Below are 17,079 nucleotides of genomic sequence, written 5' to 3' on the forward strand. Positions count from 1 at the left end.
CGCCGGCGGGGACGGGGGTGCCCGGGCCCCGAGGGCGGGGGAGTACGGTGGCCGGAGTCTGTTACGTAGAGATATGGGAGGCGCCCTAGTGGACGCTGGACTCAAGCGCGAGCTGGAGGAGAAGGTCCGGGCCGGCGAGCGACTGACCCGCGAGGACGGGATCGCGCTCTACGAGTCCGACGACCTGGCGTGGCTCGGCGGGCTGGCCCACGAGGTGCGTACGAGGAAGAACGGCGACGTCGTCCACTTCAACGTCAACCGTCACCTCAACATGACCAACGTGTGCACCGCGTCCTGCGCGTACTGCTCGTTCCAGCGCAAGCCGGGCGAGAAGGACGCGTACACGATGCGCATCGAGGAGGCCGTCCGCCTCGCCCAGGCGATGCGCGGCGAGAACCTCACCGAGCTGCACATCGTCAACGGGCTGCACCCCACCCTCCCGTGGCGCTACTACCCGCGCTCGCTCAGCGCGCTCAAGGAAGCCCTCCCGGAGGTCGCGCTCAAGGCCTTCACGGCGACGGAGATCCACCACTTCGAGACGATCTCGGGCCTCTCGGCCTCCGAGATCCTCGACGAGCTGATCGAGGCCGGTCTGGAGTCGCTGACCGGCGGCGGTGCGGAGATCTTCGACTGGGAGGTCCGCCAGCACATCGTCGACCACAACACCCACTGGGAGGACTGGTCGCGCATCCACCGGCTCGCGCACGAGAAGGGTCTCAAGACCCCGGCGACGATGCTGTACGGGCACATCGAGGAGCCCCGTCACCGCGTCGACCACGTGCTGCGGCTGCGGGAGATGCAGGACGAGACCGGCGGCTTCCAGGTCTTCATCCCGCTGCGCTACCAGCACGACTTCGTGGACATGAAGGACGGCAAGGTCCGCAACACCCTCCAGGCGCGGACGTCGATGGCGACCGGTGCGGAGGCGCTCAAGACCTTCGCCGTCTCGCGGCTGCTCTTCGACAACGTCCCTCACGTCAAGGTGTTCTGGGTGATGCACGGCGTGCAGACGGCGCAGCTCGCCCTCCAGCACGGCGCGGACGACATGGACGGCTCGGTCGTCGAGTACAAGATCACGCACGACGCGGACGACTACGGCACCCCGAACAAGCTCGGCCGCGAGGACCTGCTGGACCTCATCCGTGACGCGGGCTTCCGGCCGGTGGAGCGCAACACCCGGTACGAGATCCTGCGCGAGTACCCCGGCCCGGACGCCGGCCGGCGTGAGACGCCGCAGCCGATGCGCGTCTGAGGCCCGAGCGCCCGTCCCCACGCCCGCCCGCCGCGGGTGTTCCTCCGGGCGTCCCGCTGTACGAAAGCCCCGGCCCGCCGTCCCCCGGCCGGGGCTTTCTCGCGTGGTGGACGGGTTTGAAGCGCCTCATTCGTAAGGGTTAATCTACGGGAATGGCGCTTACCTTTGAAGTGGATCCCGCATTCGACCGAGCTCTGCGGGACGGCATCACCGCGCTCTGGGTCGACGTCAGCAACGCCGGCGGGGCCGTCGGTTTCGTCCCGCCCGTCACCGCCGACACGGTCCGGCCGGAGCTGGTCAAGCACCTCGCCGGGATCGTCGAGGGCCGCACGCACCTGGTCGTCGGGCGTGACGAGGACGGTACGGTGGCCGCCACCGCCTTCCTCACCCACAACACCCACCGGCTCATGCGCCACTGGATCGGCGTCTACACCGTGATGGTCCACCCGCGCCACCAGGGCAAGGGCTTCGGCCGCGAACTGATGGCCGCCACGGCCGGCGCCGCCCAGGGGGTCGAGGGCATCGAGGCCGTCCGGCTCACCTGCCGCGGCGGCACCGGGGCCGACCGCTTCTACGCCTCCTGCGGTTACAAGGAGGTGGGCCGGGTCCCCGACGCCATCCGGGTCGCCGAGGGCGACTACCGGGACGACGTCATCATGCTGCTGCCGCTCTTCCGGTAGAGGTGGGCGCGAGCCCCGTGGGGAACCCCGCGAACTGATCGAATTCGGGGCATGCTTCACTGGTCGGGCAGGACCCAGACTGCACGACCGCAGGAACGTCGGACGTAGAGAGAAGGCCAGCCGTGTCCGCTGCCAAGCCGAGCGCAACGATCCGGTACACCGCCATGCGCCTGCTGATTTTCGTCGGCTGCTTCTTCGTCTCCGGTGTGGCGGTCCACTTCGGCGTGCTGCCCTCGGGCGTCGGCGGCTCCAACGTCGTCTGGGTCATCCTGCTCGGCCTGCTTCTCTCCGCGCCCCTCAGCTTCATCCTGCTGAGGAAGCAGCGCGACGAGATGTCGCAGCAGCTCGTCTCGTCGGTCGACCGCACCAAGGCCAGGCTCGAGGCGAACCGCACGCGCGAGGACAGCGTGACGCAGTAGGCGCCGCGTAAGGTTCCTCACACCCGCACCCCGTACGGACGAAACCCCGGACCGGAGCAGCCGCTCCCGTACCGGGGTTTCGGCGTGTCCGGGTGCGGGAGCCCCAAGATGATCAAGAAGTGGACCTTTGAGGTTCTCAAAGTTGCAGTGTTAACGTATTCGGCATGACGACAGATGTGCGCACCCACCACGCCTTGGGCGTCCCGCTCGTGGTGCGCCTGCATGTCGATCTCTGCCGCTGTATGTCCGCGGTCTGTTGCCGCAACGTCTGAACCGGCATCATGCAGCGGCGCCGCCCCTGACGCGGGCGCCGCACCCCCGTCCCCCTGTTAGACCGCACGCACGTACGTCTGTCCCCGTACGTCCCGATGCGTCACATCTGGAGTGTGTCCGTGTCCGCGAATTCCGCGCCCACCGCCGAGACCGAAGCCGGTAAGCCGTCCGGGTCCGGTCTCCGCCTGCCCAGCATCCCCTTCTGGGTACAGATAGTCGCCGGTCTGGTCCTCGGTGTCCTGCTCGGCTGGCTCGCCCGCAGCCAGGACATCAGCTGGCTCGTCACGACCCTCGACAAGGTCGGCGGCCTCTTCGTCCAGCTGCTCAAGCTGGCCGTCGCGCCCCTCGTCTTCTTCGCGATCCTGGTGTCGATCACCAACCTGCGCAAGGTCAACAACGCCGCCAGGCTCGCCACCCGCACCCTGCTCTGGTTCATGATCACCTCGCTGATCGCCGTCGCCATCGGCCTCGCGATCGGCCTGATCACCAACCCGGGCGCCGGCACCGACCTCACCCCGAAGGACGGCGCCAAGCCCGAGAGCGCCGGCTCCTGGATCGACTTCCTCACCGGCATCGTCCCCACCGACGTCATCACGCCGTTCACCGAGCTGAACGTCCTGCAGATCGTCTTCATGGCGGCCGTCGCCGGCATCGCCGCGCTCCAGCTCGGTGAGAAGGCCAAGCCGATCCTCACGCTCAGCGAGTCGGTCCTGGAGCTCCTCCAGAAGGCCCTGTGGTGGGTCATCCGCCTCGCCCCGATCGGCACCGTCGGCCTCATCGGCTACGCGATCGCCGACTACGGCTGGGACCTGATCGGCAAGTACGCGACGTTCACCGCCGACGTCTACATCGGCTGCGCCCTGGTGATGTTCGGCGTCTACCCGCTGCTGCTCGCCACGGTCGCCAAGGTCAGCCCGCTGCAGTTCTTCAAGGGCGCCTGGCCCGCGATCCAGCTGGCCTTCGTCTCCCGCTCCTCGGTCGGCACGATGCCGGTCACCCAGAAGGTCACCGAGCGCCTCGGCGTCCCGAAGGAGTACGCCTCCTTCGCCGTCCCCTTCGGCGCCACCACCAAGATGGACGGCTGCGCCGCGATCTACCCGGCGCTGGCGGCGATCTTCATCGCGCAGATCTTCGACGTCCAGCTGGGCATCGGCGACTACATCCTGATCGCGTTCGTCTCGGTGATCGGCTCGGCCGCCACCGCCGGTCTCACCGGCGCCACGGTCATGCTGACCCTCACCCTGTCGACCCTGGGCCTCCCGCTGGAGGGCGTGGGCCTGCTCCTCGCCATCGACCCGATCCTGGACATGATGAGGACGGCGACGAACGTCGCGGGACAGGCGCTGATCCCGGTGATCGTCTCGGCCCGCGAGAAGATCCTCGACCACGACGCGTACAACTCGGCCACGTCCTCCCCGGTCCCGGACTCCGAGAGCGTGTCCGAGCCCGAGGACGCGAAGGCGCCGGGCGTGCCCGTCACCGTCTAGCGGAACCCGCACACAGGAGAGCGCCCCCGGCCGCACGAGGCCGGGGGCGCTCCCGTGCGAGGTCACGGACGGTTGAAGACGACCTCGGGGTTCTCCGGCGTCGGGGCGTCGAGGAGCGGCTGCGGGCGGTGCTTCAGGTGCAGGTCGACGAAGGCGGCGACGTAGGCGCGGGTGATGCGGACCTGCCGGTCGGTGGAGAGCGTGACCGTGGGGTCCAGCGTGACCCCCAGCCGGTCCTCCAGTACGGGCAGGTCCGTGAAGCTGGAGTGGCCTGAGCCTTCGACGCCGAGCCAGCGCTTCCAGCCGTCCAGCCGCTGCCACCCCCGGTCCCAGGACCCGTCCACGCCGCCGGGGGTGTGGAGGGACGTGGTGCCCAGCATCATGAAGGGACGCCCGTCGAGGCCGGACGCGGGGATCTCCTCGAAGAAGGCGCCGTCCATGTTGATCCCCGCGTCGACGCGGGGATCGGCGAGCATCGTCGAGGCGGCGGCGTTGCCGCCGATGGAGTGGCCCGCGGCGGCGACCCGGTGCCGGTCGATCGTGCGGGAGCCCGCCCAGGCGGGACGGTGCCCGGTCAGCCGGTCGAGCACGAAGGAGAGGTCGGCCGCCCGTCCGGTGGAGATGCTCTCCCGCACCTTCTGTGCGGACGCCTCGTCGGGCGCGGCCTCGACCGCGTCGCAGGCCGCGCAGGTGAGGATCCGCCCGCCGGGGAAGGCCGTCCCCTGGGACTCGTAGGCGTGGTCGACGCTCGCCACGACGTAGCCGCGGCTCGCGAGATCCTCCGCGAGAGAGGTCAGCGTGGCCCGGGGGTTGCCGAATCCGGGGGAGAGCAGCACCAGGGGGAATCGGCCCCGGGCGGTCCCCGCGTCCGTGCGGGAGTGGGTGGCGAGCGAGCTGAGCCGGGCCGGTGCGTCGTCGTCCAGCCCGAGGCGCGCCAGGAGGACCTCGGCCTCCTCCGTGCTCATGTACGGGGCGGTGGCCCCGGGGCCGCCCGGCCGGGCGGGGTAGTGGACCGACACCATCAGCTCGCGGTCCCCGGCTTCGGGGACCCAGGGGTCGGCGCGGTCGTGGTCGGTGAGGTGGAGCACCTCGACGCCCACGGGATAGGGCCCGGTCGGGCGGGGCAGTTCGCGCGGCGTGGAGGCCGAAGCCGGGGCGGGCGCGGGGCCGGACAAGGCCTGGGCGGTGACCGTGGGCGTGGCCAGCAGCGCCAGGGCGGCGAGGGTGGCGACAGCGGTCCGTCTGCGGAGTCTGATCGTCATGTGAGGGACGGTAGGCGGCTGATTCCGGTGAGTCATCGGACCCTGGTGTGATCCCGTGGGCTACCTGGGGCGTACGCACGGGTAGCCCAGAAGTAGTGGACGACTACGGGCCATCGTGGCCGGGGTGCGTCCTCTCCGTACGACGGGGGGCAGGGCCGCGCCGTACTCTTGCCGAGGAGTAGCGCAGTGGGGGCGGGAGGGATGTCTGACGTGAGTGCAGTGAAGAGCAAACGGATGCCGCGCGCGGTCCGTGAGCAGCAGATGATGGACGCCGCCGTGCGGACGTTCGCCCAGCGTGGTTACCGGGCCGCCTCGATGGACGAGATCGCGGAACTGGCCGGTGTGTCCAAGCCCTTGGTCTACCTCTACCTCAACTCCAAGGAGGAGCTCTTCAGCGCGTGCATCCGCCGGGAGGCGAAAGCGCTGGTGGAGGCCGTGCAGGCGGGCGTGGAACCGGGCCTGCCCGCCGACGGGCAACTGTGGTCGGGGCTGCGGGCGTTCTTCAGGCACACCGCCGAGAACCCGGACGGCTGGGCGGTGCTGCACCAGCAGGCGAGCTCGCACGGGGAGCCGTTCGTCAGCGAGGTGGGGGCGCTGCGGGAAGAGATCGTTGCGTTCGTGACCGGTCTGATCGGAGCGGCGGCGCGTGAGGCGCACAGCGATCCCGCGCTGCCCGACCGCGATGTGGCAGGGCTCGCGCAGGCGCTGGTCGGGGCGGCGGAGGCGCTCGCCGGGTGGGCGAACGTCACCCCCGGAGTCTCCGCGAAGGAGGCCGCCTCCACCCTGATGAACTTCTCGTGGGCGGGCCTGGAGAACCTCATGCACGGGCGCGGCTGGCAGTCCCGGGGGGACTGAGCGGAGCGGGCTCATCCCTCCCGGGTCACGCCCCCGGTGAGGTGGAGGCGACCGCCGCCGCGCATCTGGAAGGCGGTGCCGTCGGTGGCGTACGTGACGGTGGCGGGCAGCAGCACGGGGGCCTTGAAGTCCGCCCGCACGGAGCGGACGCGGCCCGGCCCGCCGGGCCCGCCCCCGGCCTCGGCGAGGCAGCGGGCGACGGTCCACATGCCGTGTGCGAGGTGCCGGGGAAAGCCGAAGAGCCGTGCCGTCACGGGGTGCAGATGGATCGGGTTCCGGTCGCCCGACGCGGCGCCGTAGCGGCGCCCGAGGTCGGTGGGGAGATGCCACTCGGCGACGGCGGGCAGCTCCGGGTGGGTGGCCCGGCCGGGCGGAGGAGCGTCCGTGCCGGCCTTTCCGTCGGTTCCGGCTGTTCCGGGCGCTTCGGCTGTTCCGGTCCTGTGGCGGGAGAGGTAGCCGCTGCGGGACTCCCAGACGAGCTCGCCCGCGAGCCGCGCCTCGGTCACCACCGTGACCTCGGTGCCGCGGCGGTGCGCTGTCAGCTCGGCCGCGTACACGGTCAGTTCGAGCGCGTCGGTCGGCTGCAGGGCCCGGTGCCCGGTGATCTCGATCCAGGTGTGGACCAGTCCCAGCACCGGCAGGGGGAAGCCGCGGTCCGTCATCAGCCGCATGGCCAGGGGGAAGCCCAGGACGTGCGGGTAGGTGAGCGGCAGCGGGCCCGACTCCGCGAAGCCGCAGATCCTGCTGTAGGCGGCCAGCGGGCCGGGTGCCGGGGGAGCGGGCGGGAGCACCGCACGGCCGGTGGGCAGGGTGGCGCCGGGCCGCCCGGCCCGCTTGAACGGTGAGGTGACGGCTCCGCGTACGAGGGAGAGGGTGAGGCCGGTCACGATCAGGCCCCCAGCAGGCTCTGGCCGCAGACCCGGACGATCTGGCCGTTGACGGCGCCGGACGCGGGCTGGGCGAACCAGGCGGTGGTCTCGGCGACGTCGACCGGGAGCCCGCCCTGGGACAGCGAGTTCATACGGCGGCCGGCCTCCCGGATGAAGAGGGGCACCGCGGCGGTCATCTTCGTCTCGATGAAGCCGGGTGCGACGGCGTTGACGGTGATGCCGTGTTCGGCGGCGGCGCGCGGGGCGAGGGAGCGGACGAGGCCGATGATGCCCGCCTTGCTGGCCGCGTAGTTGGTCTGGCCGTTGTTGCCCGCGATCCCGGCGATGGACGCGGTGGCGACGATCCTGCCGCCGCGCCGCAGGGTGCCCGACCCGATGAGGGCGTCCGTGGTGCGCAGGACGCTGTCCAGGTTGACGTCGATGACGGAGGCCCAGCGGTCGGCGGGCATGTTGGCGAGCCGGCGGTCACGGGTGATGCCCGCGTTGTGGACCAGGATGTCGAGGCGGTCGGGGACGGCGGCGGCGATCAGGTCCGCGGCGTCGGGTGCGGTGATGTCCAGCGGCAGCGCGGTGGCGCCGAGCCGGCCGGCGGTGCGGACGAGTTCCTCCTCGGCCTGCGGGACGTCCAGGCAGATCACCCGGGCGCCGTCCCTGGCGAGGACGGAGGCGACGGAGGCGCCGATGCCGCGCGCGGCGCCGGTGACGAGTGCGGTGCGCCCGGACAGCGGGGCGTCCCAGTCGGCCACCGTGCCCGGCTCGTCGGCGGTGAGCTCGACCACCTGGCCGCTGATGTAGGCGGACCGGGGCGACAGCAGGAAGCGGAGCGTGGACCCGGCCGACGCGGTGTGGGCGCCGGGGGCGAACCGCAGGAGCTGCGCGGTGGCGCCCTTGCCGATCTCCTTGCCGAGCGAGCGCACGAATCCTTCGAGGGCCTGCTGGGCCGCCGCCTGATGGTGGTCGTCGGGGGAGGGGGTGGTGCCCAGGACGACGACGCGGCCCCCGACGGTGAGCGAGCGTACGACGGGGTGGAGCGCGGCGTGCACGTCGGCCAGCCCGGCGGCCGTGGTGACGCCGGTGGCGTCCAGGACGATCGCGGCCGGGCGCCCGGCCCGGCCGGTGACGTCGAGGCCGGTCGCGGCGAGTACCGGACCGAGCGCCTCGGTGCGGTCGGAGCTTCCTGCCGTGAGGTGGAGCAACGGCCCGTCGAGGGAGGGGGTTTCCAGTGTCCAGCGGCGCAGCGGAGCGGGCTGCGGCAGGCCGAGCCTGCGGGTCAGGAAGCGGCCGGGTGCCGTGCCGGTGACGTGCAGATAGCGGTCGGCCATTGTCTGGACTCCTGCTCGGTCGTAGATTTACTCCAGAGTAAGGTTACTCAAGGGTCAGTAGTTGTCGAGATGAGTTGGTCGAGTTGATTCCCCTCGCACTTCCGCAGCCGCGCCGGGTCGCGGTCATCGGTGGCAGTCGTATCCCGTTCGCCCGCTCCGACGGCCCCTACGCACAGGCGTCGAACCAGGACATGCTGACCGCCGCGCTCGACGGGCTCGTCGAGCGCTTCGGCCTGCGGGGACAGCAGGTCGGCGAGTTCGTCGCCGGCGCGGTCCTCAAGCACAGCCGGGACTTCAACCTGGCGCGCGAGACGGTCCTGGGCTCCGCCCTGGACCCGCGCACGCCCGCGTACGACATACAGCAGGCGTGCGGCACCGGTCTGCAGGCCGTCATCGCCGCGGCCAACAAGATCGCGCTCGGCGCGGTCGACTCAGCCGTCGCGGGCGGCGCGGACACCGCGAGCGACGCGCCGCTCGGCGTCAACGACGGTCTGCGCCGGATCCTGCTGGAGACCCGCCGGGCGAAGTCGGCGAGCGCCCGGGTCAAGGCACTGGCCGCCGTCCGGCCCCGCCACCTCGTCCCGGACATCCCGCGCAACGCCGAGCCCCGTACCGGTCTCTCGATGGGTGAGCACGCGGCGGTCACCGCCCGGAAGTGGGGCGTGACCCGCGAGGACCAGGACCTCCTGGCCGCCACCAGCCACCAGCGGCTGGCGGCCGCGTACGACCGGGGCTTCCTGGACGACCTCGTCGTCCCGTACCTCGGCCTGGACCGCGACCAGAATCTGCGTCCCGGTTCCACGGTGGAGAAACTCGCGACGCTGAAACCGGTGTTCGGTGCCGGTCACCCCGACGCGACGATGACGGCGGGCAATTCGACCCCGCTCACCGACGGCGCGGCCACGGTGCTGCTGGCGAGCGAGGAGTGGGCCGAGGCGCACGGCCTGGAGCCGCTGGCGTACCTGTCGTTGTACGAGACGGCCGCCGTGGACCACGTGGGCGGGGAGGACGGCCTGCTGATGGCTCCCGCGTACGCCGTGCCGCGGATGCTGGAGCGTGCCGGGCTGTCCGTCGGAGACTTCGACCTCTTCGAGATCCATGAGGCCTTCGCCTCCCAGGTGCTCGCCACCCTGGCGTCCTGGGAGAAGCAGGGGCTCGCCCCCGTCGACAGGGACAAGCTGAACGTGGCCGGCTCGTCCCTCGCCACCGGTCATCCCTTCGCGGCGACCGGCGCCCGGATCGTGGCGACCCTGGCCCGTCTCCTCGCGGAGCGGGGCGCGCCCGGCCGGGGCCTGATCTCGGTCTGCGCGGCGGGAGGGCAGGGGGTCACCGCCATCCTGGAGCGCCCCTGACCCGCACCGGATCCGGCTGCGGGAGCGCGCCGACCCGCACCGGACCCGGCTGCGGGAAGGCCCTGACCCACACAGGACCTGCATGCGGGAACGCCCTGGCCTCCACAGGTCCCCTGCATCCTGGAACGCCCCCGGGCCGCACCGGATCTGTGCCGCGGCCACCGAGGCACCCCCCTTCCATTCGTACGTGAACGACCCGCGCACCCGTAGCCGCCTCGGCGCCGGGCCCCAGGGACGGGCCCGGCGCCGGACCCCATGCCGAGGAGCCGCTCGTGACCACGCCAGCCCCCGCCGACGTATCCGCCACGCCCACCGTTCCCGTCCTGGTCGAGCCGACCAGGATCAGGGCGGCCGACGGCTCCGTACGGGAGGTGTCCGTGCCGCCGCTCGCCCCGACCGTGCGGCGTGGCTCGCTCGCGGAGATCGTCTTCGACAACGCCCGCCAGGCCCCGTCCGAGGCGGTCCTCAGCCGTAAGCAGGCCGACGGCAGCTGGCAGGACGTGACCGCCGCCGCGTTCGCCGAGGAGGTCCAGGCGGTCGCCAAGGGGCTGATCGCGGAAGGGCTCCAGAGCGGTGACCGGCTCGCGATCATGGCCCGTACGACCTACGAGTGGACGCTGCTCGACTTCGCCTCCTGGGCGGCCGGGCTGGTCACCGTGCCCGTCTACCCCACCTCGTCGGCCTTCCAGACGCGCTGGATCCTCCAGGACTCCGGAGCCGCCGCCTGCGCCGTCGAGACCAAGGAGCAGGGCCGGCTGGTCAGCCAGGAGCGGCAGCAGCTCGGGGACCTCGCCCACCTCTGGCAGTTCGACACCGGCGCGATCGGCCGGCTGAAGTCGCTCGGCAAGGAGGTCCCCGACGCGGCGGTCACCGCCCGCCGCGCCGCCCTGGGGCCGGACAGCCCGGCCACCCTCATCTACACCTCGGGCACCACGGGCAGGCCCAAGGGCTGTGTCCTGACACACGGGAACTTCTTCGCCGAGGTCGACAACGCCATCGAGCTGCTCCACCCGGTCTTCAGGTCGGTGTCGAAGGACCCCGCCTCCACCCTGCTGTTCCTTCCCCTCTCCCATGTATTCGGCCGCATGGTCGCGATCGGCTGTCTGCGAGCCCGGGTGCGGCTCGGGCACGCGCCGTCCATCCAGACCGAGGACCTGCTCGCCGATCTGGCGGGCTTCGAGCCGTCGTTCCTGCTGGCCATCCCGTACGTCCTGGAGAAGGTCTACAACACCGGCCGGGCCACCGCCGAGAGGATGGGCCGCGCCTCCTCCTTCGACCGTGCCGCCCGCATCGCGCAGCGCTACGGCGAGGCGGTCGAGGCCGCCGAGCACGGCACGGGCCCCGGCCCGGGCCTCGGGCTGCGTGCCGCCCGCGCCCTGTACGACCCGCTGGTCTACCGCCGCATCCGCGCCGCGCTGGGCGGGCACGTCAGATACGCGATCTGCGGGGGCTCCCCGCTGGGGCGCCGGCTCGCCGCCTTCTACGCCGGCGCGGGCATCCAGATCTTCGAGGGCTACGGCCTGACCGAGACCACCGCCGCCGCCACGGTCACCCCGCCCCTCAAGCCCCGCCTGGGCACGGTGGGCTGGCCCCTGCCGGGCACCGCGGTGCGGATCGCGGACGACGGGGAGGTGCTGCTCAGCGGTGGGCAGGTCTTCCGGGGTTACTGGGACACCGAGCGCGGTGAGGCCACGCCGTACCTGGAGGGCGAGTGGTTCCCCACGGGCGACCTGGGGGCCCTGGACGAGGACGGCTACCTCACGATCACCGGCCGCAAGAAGGACATCATCATCACGTCCGGCGGCAAGAACGTCACCCCCGCCCCGCTGGAGGACTGGCTGCGTGCCCATCCGCTGGTCAGTCAGTGCATGGTCGTCGGCGACAACCGGTCGTTCATCAGCGCCCTGATCACGCTCGAGCCGGACGGGCTCGCCCACTGGCGCCGTATGCGGAAGAAGGAGGGCGTCCCGATGCGGGAGCTCGTCCACGACGAGGAGCTGCGCAACACGCTGCAGCGCGCGGTGGACGAGGCCAACAGGCTCGTCTCGCGCGCCGAGTCGATCCGCAGGTTCACCGTCCTGCCGGGGGACTTCACCGAGGAGAGCGGACACCTCACGCCTTCGCTCAAGCTGAAGAGGGACGCGATCACGCGGGACTTCGACGCGGAGATCGAGGAGCTGTACCGGAAGTAGCCGCAACCCTCGCAGGGGTGCGGGGGAGGCCGTCCAGCAGCGGGTTGACGGCCGGGAGCGAGGCCGCGTCCCCGATCACGAAGAACCGCGCGGGCCGTGGTTCGGGCACCGAGAAGAAGGGGGTTGCGGGCCGGAAACGACCGGCGGCCCGTACGTGGTGGGGGCGGAGGTCCGGCCCACCGCATACCGTGGAGCCGTCAGGGACGACGACGGAGGTGCCTCGCATGCGGATCGCCACAACGATCTTCCTCACCGACGCGACGATCACGCCGGTCCGGCTCGCTCGCGAGCTGGAGCAGCGGGGATTCGCCGGTCTGTATCTGCCGGAGCACACGCACATCCCCGTCAGCAGGGAGACGCCGTACCCCGCGGGCGGCGAACTGCCCGCCGAATACGGCCGTACCCTCGATCCCTTCGTCGCGCTGGCGCAGGCCGCGGCCGTCACCGAGCGGCTGGCCCTCGGTACCGGCATCACGCTCATCGCCCAGCACGACCCCATCGACCTGGCGAAGCAGGCGGCCACGCTCGACCACCTCTCCCAAGGCCGCCTGACGCTCGGCATCGGCTTCGGCTGGAACGTCGAGGAGGCCGCCGACCACGGGGTGGACTGGGCGACCCGACGCGCCCTCGGCAGCGACCGGCTGGCCCTCATGCGGGCCCTGTGGGCGGAGGAACCGACGGCGTACGAAGGCGAGTTCGGCTCGGTCCGGGCGAGCCACGCCCATCCGAAGCCGGTGCAGAAGGCGCGCGGCCCGGTGAACGGCCCGCGCACGCTGATCGGCGGAGCGGCCGGACCGAAGCTGTTCGCGCAGATCGCCCGGGACGCGGACGGCTGGCTGCCGATCGGCGGGCGCCGCCTCTCGGATTCCGTGCCGAAGCTGCGGGCGGCCTGGGAGGAGGCCGGCCGCGACCCGGAGCAGCTCCAGGTCGTGCCCTACGCCGTCCGGCCCGCTCCGGGGAAGCTCGCGTACTACGCGGACCTGGGCGTCGACGAGGTCGTCCTGCAACTGCCCCCGGCCGGGGAGGCCGAGGTGCTGCGCGCACTGGACGCGTACGCGGCGTATCTGTGAGAGACCTGTGGCCGGAAAGCCACCGGAGGTGATCGTCCGGTGCAACCGCCGGCGCTAAAATCGCATCTATCACCTCCGGACATCAATGGTGCGGCCCGTGTGCGTGTGTACCCGGCTGCCTGGGAGCGGGAGCACGATGAACAGGCCGTTGCGGCACATAGCCATCTTCTGTGGGCTGCTGATGCTGGCTCTGCTGATCAGGACCAACTGGCTGCAGTACGCCAAGAGCGAGGAACTCGCCACCCACGAGCACAACCGCCGGGTCAAGATCACCCAGTTCGCCACCCCGCGCGGGGACATCATCGTGGGCGGCAAGGCGATCACGGGGTCGAAGGAGGTCCAGGGGACCGACTTCAAGTACCAGCGCACCTTCAAGCAGGGCGCGATGTACGCCCCTGTCACCGGCTACGCCTCCCAGGCGCAGGGCATGTCCCTCCTGGAGAAGACGTACGACTCCGTCCTCAGCGGACAGGACGAGCGCTTCGCGTTCCAGCAGGCCAAGGACATCCTCACGGGTGAGGAGCGCAAGGGCGGCGACGTGGTCACCACCATCGACCCGAAGGCGCAGGAGACGGCCTACAAGGGTCTGACCGACCTCGACGCCCGGGGCGCGGTCGTCGCCCTCGAACCGGCGACCGGCAAGGTGCTCGCCATGGTCTCGACGCCCTCGTACGACCCCTCGGTCTTCGCGGGCAACTCCTTCAAGGAGGGCGACAAGTTCCAGGCGCTGGTCGACGACAAGGGCAAGCCGCTGGCCAACCGCCCGCTGCGCGAGACCTTTCCGCCCGGGTCCACCTTCAAGATCCTCACGGCCGCCGCCGCCCTGGAGCACGGTGTCGTCACGGACGTCGACGCCCGGACCGACGCGGCCTCCCCGTACCGGCTGCCGCTGTCGTCGAGCACGATCAGCAGCGAGGCGGGCGACGCCACGTGCGACAAGGCGTCGATGAAGACGGCCATGCAGTACTCCTGCAACAACGTCTTCCTGGACGCCGCCCTCAAGGTGGGCGACAAGGGGATGCGGGAGACGGCCGAGAAGTTCGGCTTCAACGAGGACGTCTACTCCGAGGCCTTCGGCGACATGCTCGCGACGAAGAGCCTCTACCCCGAGAAGCTGGACAAGCCGGGCACAGCCCTGACCGGCATGGGGCAGGGCAGCCTCACCAGCACCCCGATGCAGATGGCGATGATCACGGCGGCCCTCGCCAACGACGGCAAGCTGATGCAGCCGTACGTCGTGGACCAGTTGCGGGGCCCGGACGTGTCCGTCCTGGAGGAGCACGAGCCGCAGCTCATGAGCCAGGCGGTCTCGGAGGAGACGGCCAAGAAGGTCCAGGAGATGATGGAGTTCACCGCCAAGGAGGGCAGCGCCAAGCGCGCCCTGATCGACGGTGTGACGGTGGGCGGCAAGACGGGCACGGCGCAGCGCGGCAACGACGTGACCAAGGAGGTCCCGTACGGCTGGTTCGTCTCCTACGGGAAGAACTCCGACGGGCGCTCGGTGGCGGTCGCGGTCTTCATCGACCCGACGGCGATGGACATCTCCCGCTCGGACATCTCGGGTGGCGGGCTGGGCGCCCCGATCGCCAGGAACGTGATGAAGGCGGTGCTGGGCAAGTAGGACCGTCCGGCCCCGACCGCCCGCCCGGCGCATCGCCGGGCGGGCGGTCGCGTCATACGGCGGCGGGGCGGTCCGGCAGCGCGGAAGGCAGCTCGGGGGCCTCGGGCCGCTCCGCCCGGCCACCCGCCGACCGCAGTGTCACGACCGCGACGACTCCCGCCACCGAACCGACGGTCAGGGCTGCGGGGACGCCGTTGCCGATGCTCGCCGCCATCTGCACCAGGCCCCAGCGCATGCCCGAGTCCGCCGCGTCGAGCGCGATCCGCAGCAGCTGGCTCGCCAGCAGCCCGGTGACGGTCGCACAGACGGCCCCCGCCGCCATCGCGGGGACCGTGGCCCGGGTCAGCAGCCCCGGCAGCCACCGCAGCGCCCACCACACCACGAGGAGCAGCAGCCCGTCGGCGGCGCGGTACAGCAGCCACCGGTCGAGCGGCGTCCCCGCCGGGCCGTCCCAGCCGCCGAGCAGGAGCCACTGGCGCAGCAGCTCGCCGGGCTCGGAGAGCAGCCCGCCGGCCGGGGAGAAGCCCTGGATCTCCGCGGCGACCCGCTGGTACGAGAGGACGACCAGGGACAGCGCGACGACGAGCGTCCCGGTGGTGGCCGCCAGGCGGGCGGGGCCGGCCGGGACGGCCGTCCGCGGCAGCTCCCCCGCCCCCTTGACAGTGACCCGGGCGGTCAGCACGGTGACCACCGCCGCGACGAGCGCCGTGATCACCAGGATCTGCCGGCCGGCGGACGCCATGCCCGCCAGCTGCGGGAGGAAGCGGTAACTGCCGCGCCCCTGCGCGACGATCAGCCAGGGCGCGGAGACGGTCACCGCCAGCGTCCCGGCGACGATGCCCCAGGCCCAGACGGCCAGCAGGGTGGCCGCTGTCCGGCCGTTCAGCGGTGGCAGCCTGCGGACGAGGAGCAGCGCCCCCGGCACGAAGAAGGCGAAGACGGCGGCGATACGGATCTGCATCGCGGTCTCGTACAGGGCGACGTAGCGGGACCCGTCGGTCCCCCCCGGGTCTCCCGACGCGCTCACCGATCCGGTGCCCCAACGCACCGGGTCCGGGAGGTCGAACGACCAGGGGGACAGCCAGTGTTCGAGGTCGGCGGCGACCCGCCCGCCGAGGACGTCGGCGGTGCCCCGCAGGTGCAGCGCGTTCACACTCGCACCCGCCCACCACAGGAGTGCCGTGAGCAGCAGTCCCCCGGCCAGTACCGGTATCGCCGCGCGTCTGTAGGTCATGGACGTCCCCCGATGTGATGCACCCCGTGATTTCCCCCTGGCGGATGGGAGGTTACGGGGTGGTGATCACGTGTGGATCACGGCGGCGCGTCGGCTCAGACCCGCGACGCCCCGGGCGGGTCGGGGTTCTCGGAGCGCGCGGAGGTCTCGGACGTCGCGGGTACCTCCGGGGGAGAGAGCTGCTCGGAGCCCTCGGAGCCCTCGGAGCAGCCGTGGCCCTCGGAGAGCTCTGAAGGCTCGGAGGGCGGGGCCGGATCGGCCTCTCCGGACGGCCCGGTGAGCGCAGGCGGCCCGGTGGGCGCGGACGGCTCGGGAGGCGCGGACGGCTCGGGAGGCGCGGACCGTGCCGGGAGCGCGGGCTCCTCGCGCGGTGCGGGCGGCTCCGGGACCGCGTACGGCTTCCGGCGTCCTGCGGCGGCCCTGCCGAGCAGCACCGGCAGTTCGGTCAGGGAGCCGACGCACCAGTCGGCCGTCTCCACGACGTCCGGGTGGTCCGCCCACCAGTGGCCGTACGGGCCACGGCGGATGTGGGCCGTACGCAGTCCCGAGGACTTCGCCGGGAACAGGTCGTCGGCGGGATGGTCGCCCACGTACAGGGTGTCCTCCGGTGCCGCGCCCGACACCTCCAGCACGCGGGCGAAGAACTCCCGGTCCGGTTTGGAGACGCCCCACTCCTCCGAGGTGACGACCAGGTCCGCCGGCAGGTCCAGCGCCCGCAGCAGCTCTCCGGCGCGGGCCGTCCGGTCTCCCGCGACGACGACCCGCATGCCGAGCGAGCGCAGTTCGGCCAGGGCGGGGCGGACGTCGGGGTAGAGGTCGGTCTCGTCCAGGTGCTCGCGGCGGCCGGCCGCCGCACGGGCCTGGTACGCCTCGGCGACGTCCATGCCGGGGCGCAGGATGCGCAGCGCGTCGGCACCGTCCCGGCCCTGCGCGACCGCGGCGCCGACCAGCGCGCTGACGGTGTGCGGCGGGACACCGAGCCAGTCGGCCCACGCGGCCCAGTGGCGGTCGTCGCGGACGAGGGTTTCGCCGATGTCGAAGACGATCGTTTTCATCACCCCTCCGAGCCTACGGGGCAAGAGGGACATAACGGCCAAGGCGCCAGGGCGTAAGGGGTGGTTACGCAGGACAGAGGCCCTGGTCCGGAAGGAGAGGCGCGCTCGTATGCTC

At 71.9% G+C, this 17,079-nt stretch carries 13 protein-coding genes and 1 pseudogene; 9 read left to right on the plus strand and 5 right to left on the minus strand.

Annotated features, from left to right (window positions below):
• Nucleotides 1–88: 88 nt before the first annotated feature.
• The 4 genes from mqnE to B9S57_RS29100 all read left to right on the plus strand — a co-directional run bounded on the left by mqnE (nucleotide 89) and on the right by B9S57_RS29100 (nucleotide 4,111).
• Nucleotides 89–1,252 (plus strand): aminofutalosine synthase MqnE, encoded by a 1,164-nt coding sequence (mqnE, locus tag B9S57_RS29085; protein ID WP_103760160.1) that lies wholly within the window; start codon nucleotides 89–91, stop codon nucleotides 1,250–1,252.
• Nucleotides 1,253–1,404: 152 nt separating this feature from the next.
• Nucleotides 1,405–1,932 carry a GNAT family N-acetyltransferase gene (locus tag B9S57_RS29090; RefSeq protein WP_181011518.1) on the plus strand — a complete coding sequence of 176 codons (528 nt, stop codon included), beginning with the start codon at nucleotides 1,405–1,407 and terminating at the stop codon, nucleotides 1,930–1,932.
• A 122-nt stretch (nucleotides 1,933–2,054) separates the two neighbouring features.
• Complete coding sequence (locus B9S57_RS29095) at nucleotides 2,055–2,351, plus strand: DUF4229 domain-containing protein (RefSeq protein WP_103760162.1); 297 nt, start codon at nucleotides 2,055–2,057, stop codon at nucleotides 2,349–2,351.
• 392 nt (nucleotides 2,352–2,743) lie between these two features.
• Nucleotides 2,744–4,111: a dicarboxylate/amino acid:cation symporter gene (locus B9S57_RS29100; protein WP_103760163.1), complete on the plus strand. Its 1,368-nt coding sequence runs from the start codon at nucleotides 2,744–2,746 to the stop codon at nucleotides 4,109–4,111.
• Nucleotides 4,112–4,173: 62 nt separating this feature from the next.
• Here B9S57_RS29100 and B9S57_RS29105 read toward each other — a convergent pair whose 3' ends face one another.
• Complete coding sequence (locus B9S57_RS29105) at nucleotides 4,174–5,373, minus strand: alpha/beta hydrolase (RefSeq protein WP_181011519.1); 1,200 nt, start codon at nucleotides 5,371–5,373, stop codon at nucleotides 4,174–4,176.
• A gap of 210 nt (nucleotides 5,374–5,583) precedes the next feature.
• Here B9S57_RS29105 and B9S57_RS29110 point away from each other — a divergent pair, with 210 nt between their 5' ends.
• Nucleotides 5,584–6,228: a TetR/AcrR family transcriptional regulator gene (locus B9S57_RS29110; protein WP_103760164.1), complete on the plus strand. Its 645-nt coding sequence runs from the start codon at nucleotides 5,584–5,586 to the stop codon at nucleotides 6,226–6,228.
• An 11-nt stretch (nucleotides 6,229–6,239) separates the two neighbouring features.
• Here B9S57_RS29110 and B9S57_RS29115 read toward each other — a convergent pair whose 3' ends face one another.
• Together B9S57_RS29115 and B9S57_RS29120 are read right to left on the minus strand one after the other, a co-directional pair.
• Nucleotides 6,240–7,115 carry a MaoC/PaaZ C-terminal domain-containing protein gene (locus B9S57_RS29115; protein WP_103760165.1) on the minus strand — a complete coding sequence of 292 codons (876 nt, stop codon included), beginning with the start codon at nucleotides 7,113–7,115 and terminating at the stop codon, nucleotides 6,240–6,242.
• Between the two features lie 2 nt (nucleotides 7,116–7,117).
• Nucleotides 7,118–8,440: a 3-oxoacyl-ACP reductase gene (locus B9S57_RS29120; protein WP_103760166.1), complete on the minus strand. Its 1,323-nt coding sequence runs from the start codon at nucleotides 8,438–8,440 to the stop codon at nucleotides 7,118–7,120.
• Between the two features lie 74 nt (nucleotides 8,441–8,514).
• Here B9S57_RS29120 and B9S57_RS29125 point away from each other — a divergent pair, with 74 nt between their 5' ends.
• The 4 genes from B9S57_RS29125 (at nucleotide 8,515) to B9S57_RS29145 (ending at nucleotide 14,675) form a co-directional block, all read left to right on the plus strand.
• Nucleotides 8,515–9,792 carry an acetyl-CoA C-acetyltransferase gene (locus B9S57_RS29125; RefSeq protein WP_103760167.1) on the plus strand — a complete coding sequence of 426 codons (1,278 nt, stop codon included), beginning with the start codon at nucleotides 8,515–8,517 and terminating at the stop codon, nucleotides 9,790–9,792.
• 272 nt (nucleotides 9,793–10,064) lie between these two features.
• The gene (locus B9S57_RS29130; RefSeq protein WP_103760168.1) at nucleotides 10,065–11,984 is read left to right on the plus strand and encodes a long-chain fatty acid--CoA ligase; all 1,920 of its coding nucleotides are present in this window, start codon (nucleotides 10,065–10,067) and stop codon (nucleotides 11,982–11,984) included.
• Between the two features lie 224 nt (nucleotides 11,985–12,208).
• Nucleotides 12,209–13,054 (plus strand): LLM class F420-dependent oxidoreductase, encoded by an 846-nt coding sequence (locus B9S57_RS29140; protein ID WP_103760169.1) that lies wholly within the window; start codon nucleotides 12,209–12,211, stop codon nucleotides 13,052–13,054.
• A gap of 136 nt (nucleotides 13,055–13,190) precedes the next feature.
• The gene (locus B9S57_RS29145) at nucleotides 13,191–14,675 is read left to right on the plus strand and encodes a penicillin-binding protein 2 (RefSeq protein ID WP_103760170.1); all 1,485 of its coding nucleotides are present in this window, start codon (nucleotides 13,191–13,193) and stop codon (nucleotides 14,673–14,675) included.
• Between the two features lie 52 nt (nucleotides 14,676–14,727).
• Here the strand turns inward: B9S57_RS29145 and B9S57_RS29150 are convergent, their stop codons facing one another.
• Nucleotides 14,728–15,909: a hypothetical protein gene (locus B9S57_RS29150; RefSeq protein ID WP_103760171.1), complete on the minus strand. Its 1,182-nt coding sequence runs from the start codon at nucleotides 15,907–15,909 to the stop codon at nucleotides 14,728–14,730.
• Nucleotides 15,910–16,319: 410 nt separating this feature from the next.
• Nucleotides 16,320–16,964 (minus strand): annotated as a pseudogene (locus B9S57_RS29155) (HAD family hydrolase); the annotation flags it as partial.
• Nucleotides 16,965–17,079: the final 115 nt, after the last annotated feature.

This window comes from Streptomyces sp. SM10 (genome assembly GCF_002910915.1).
In the GTDB taxonomy this organism is placed as follows: domain Bacteria; phylum Actinomycetota; class Actinomycetes; order Streptomycetales; family Streptomycetaceae; genus Streptomyces.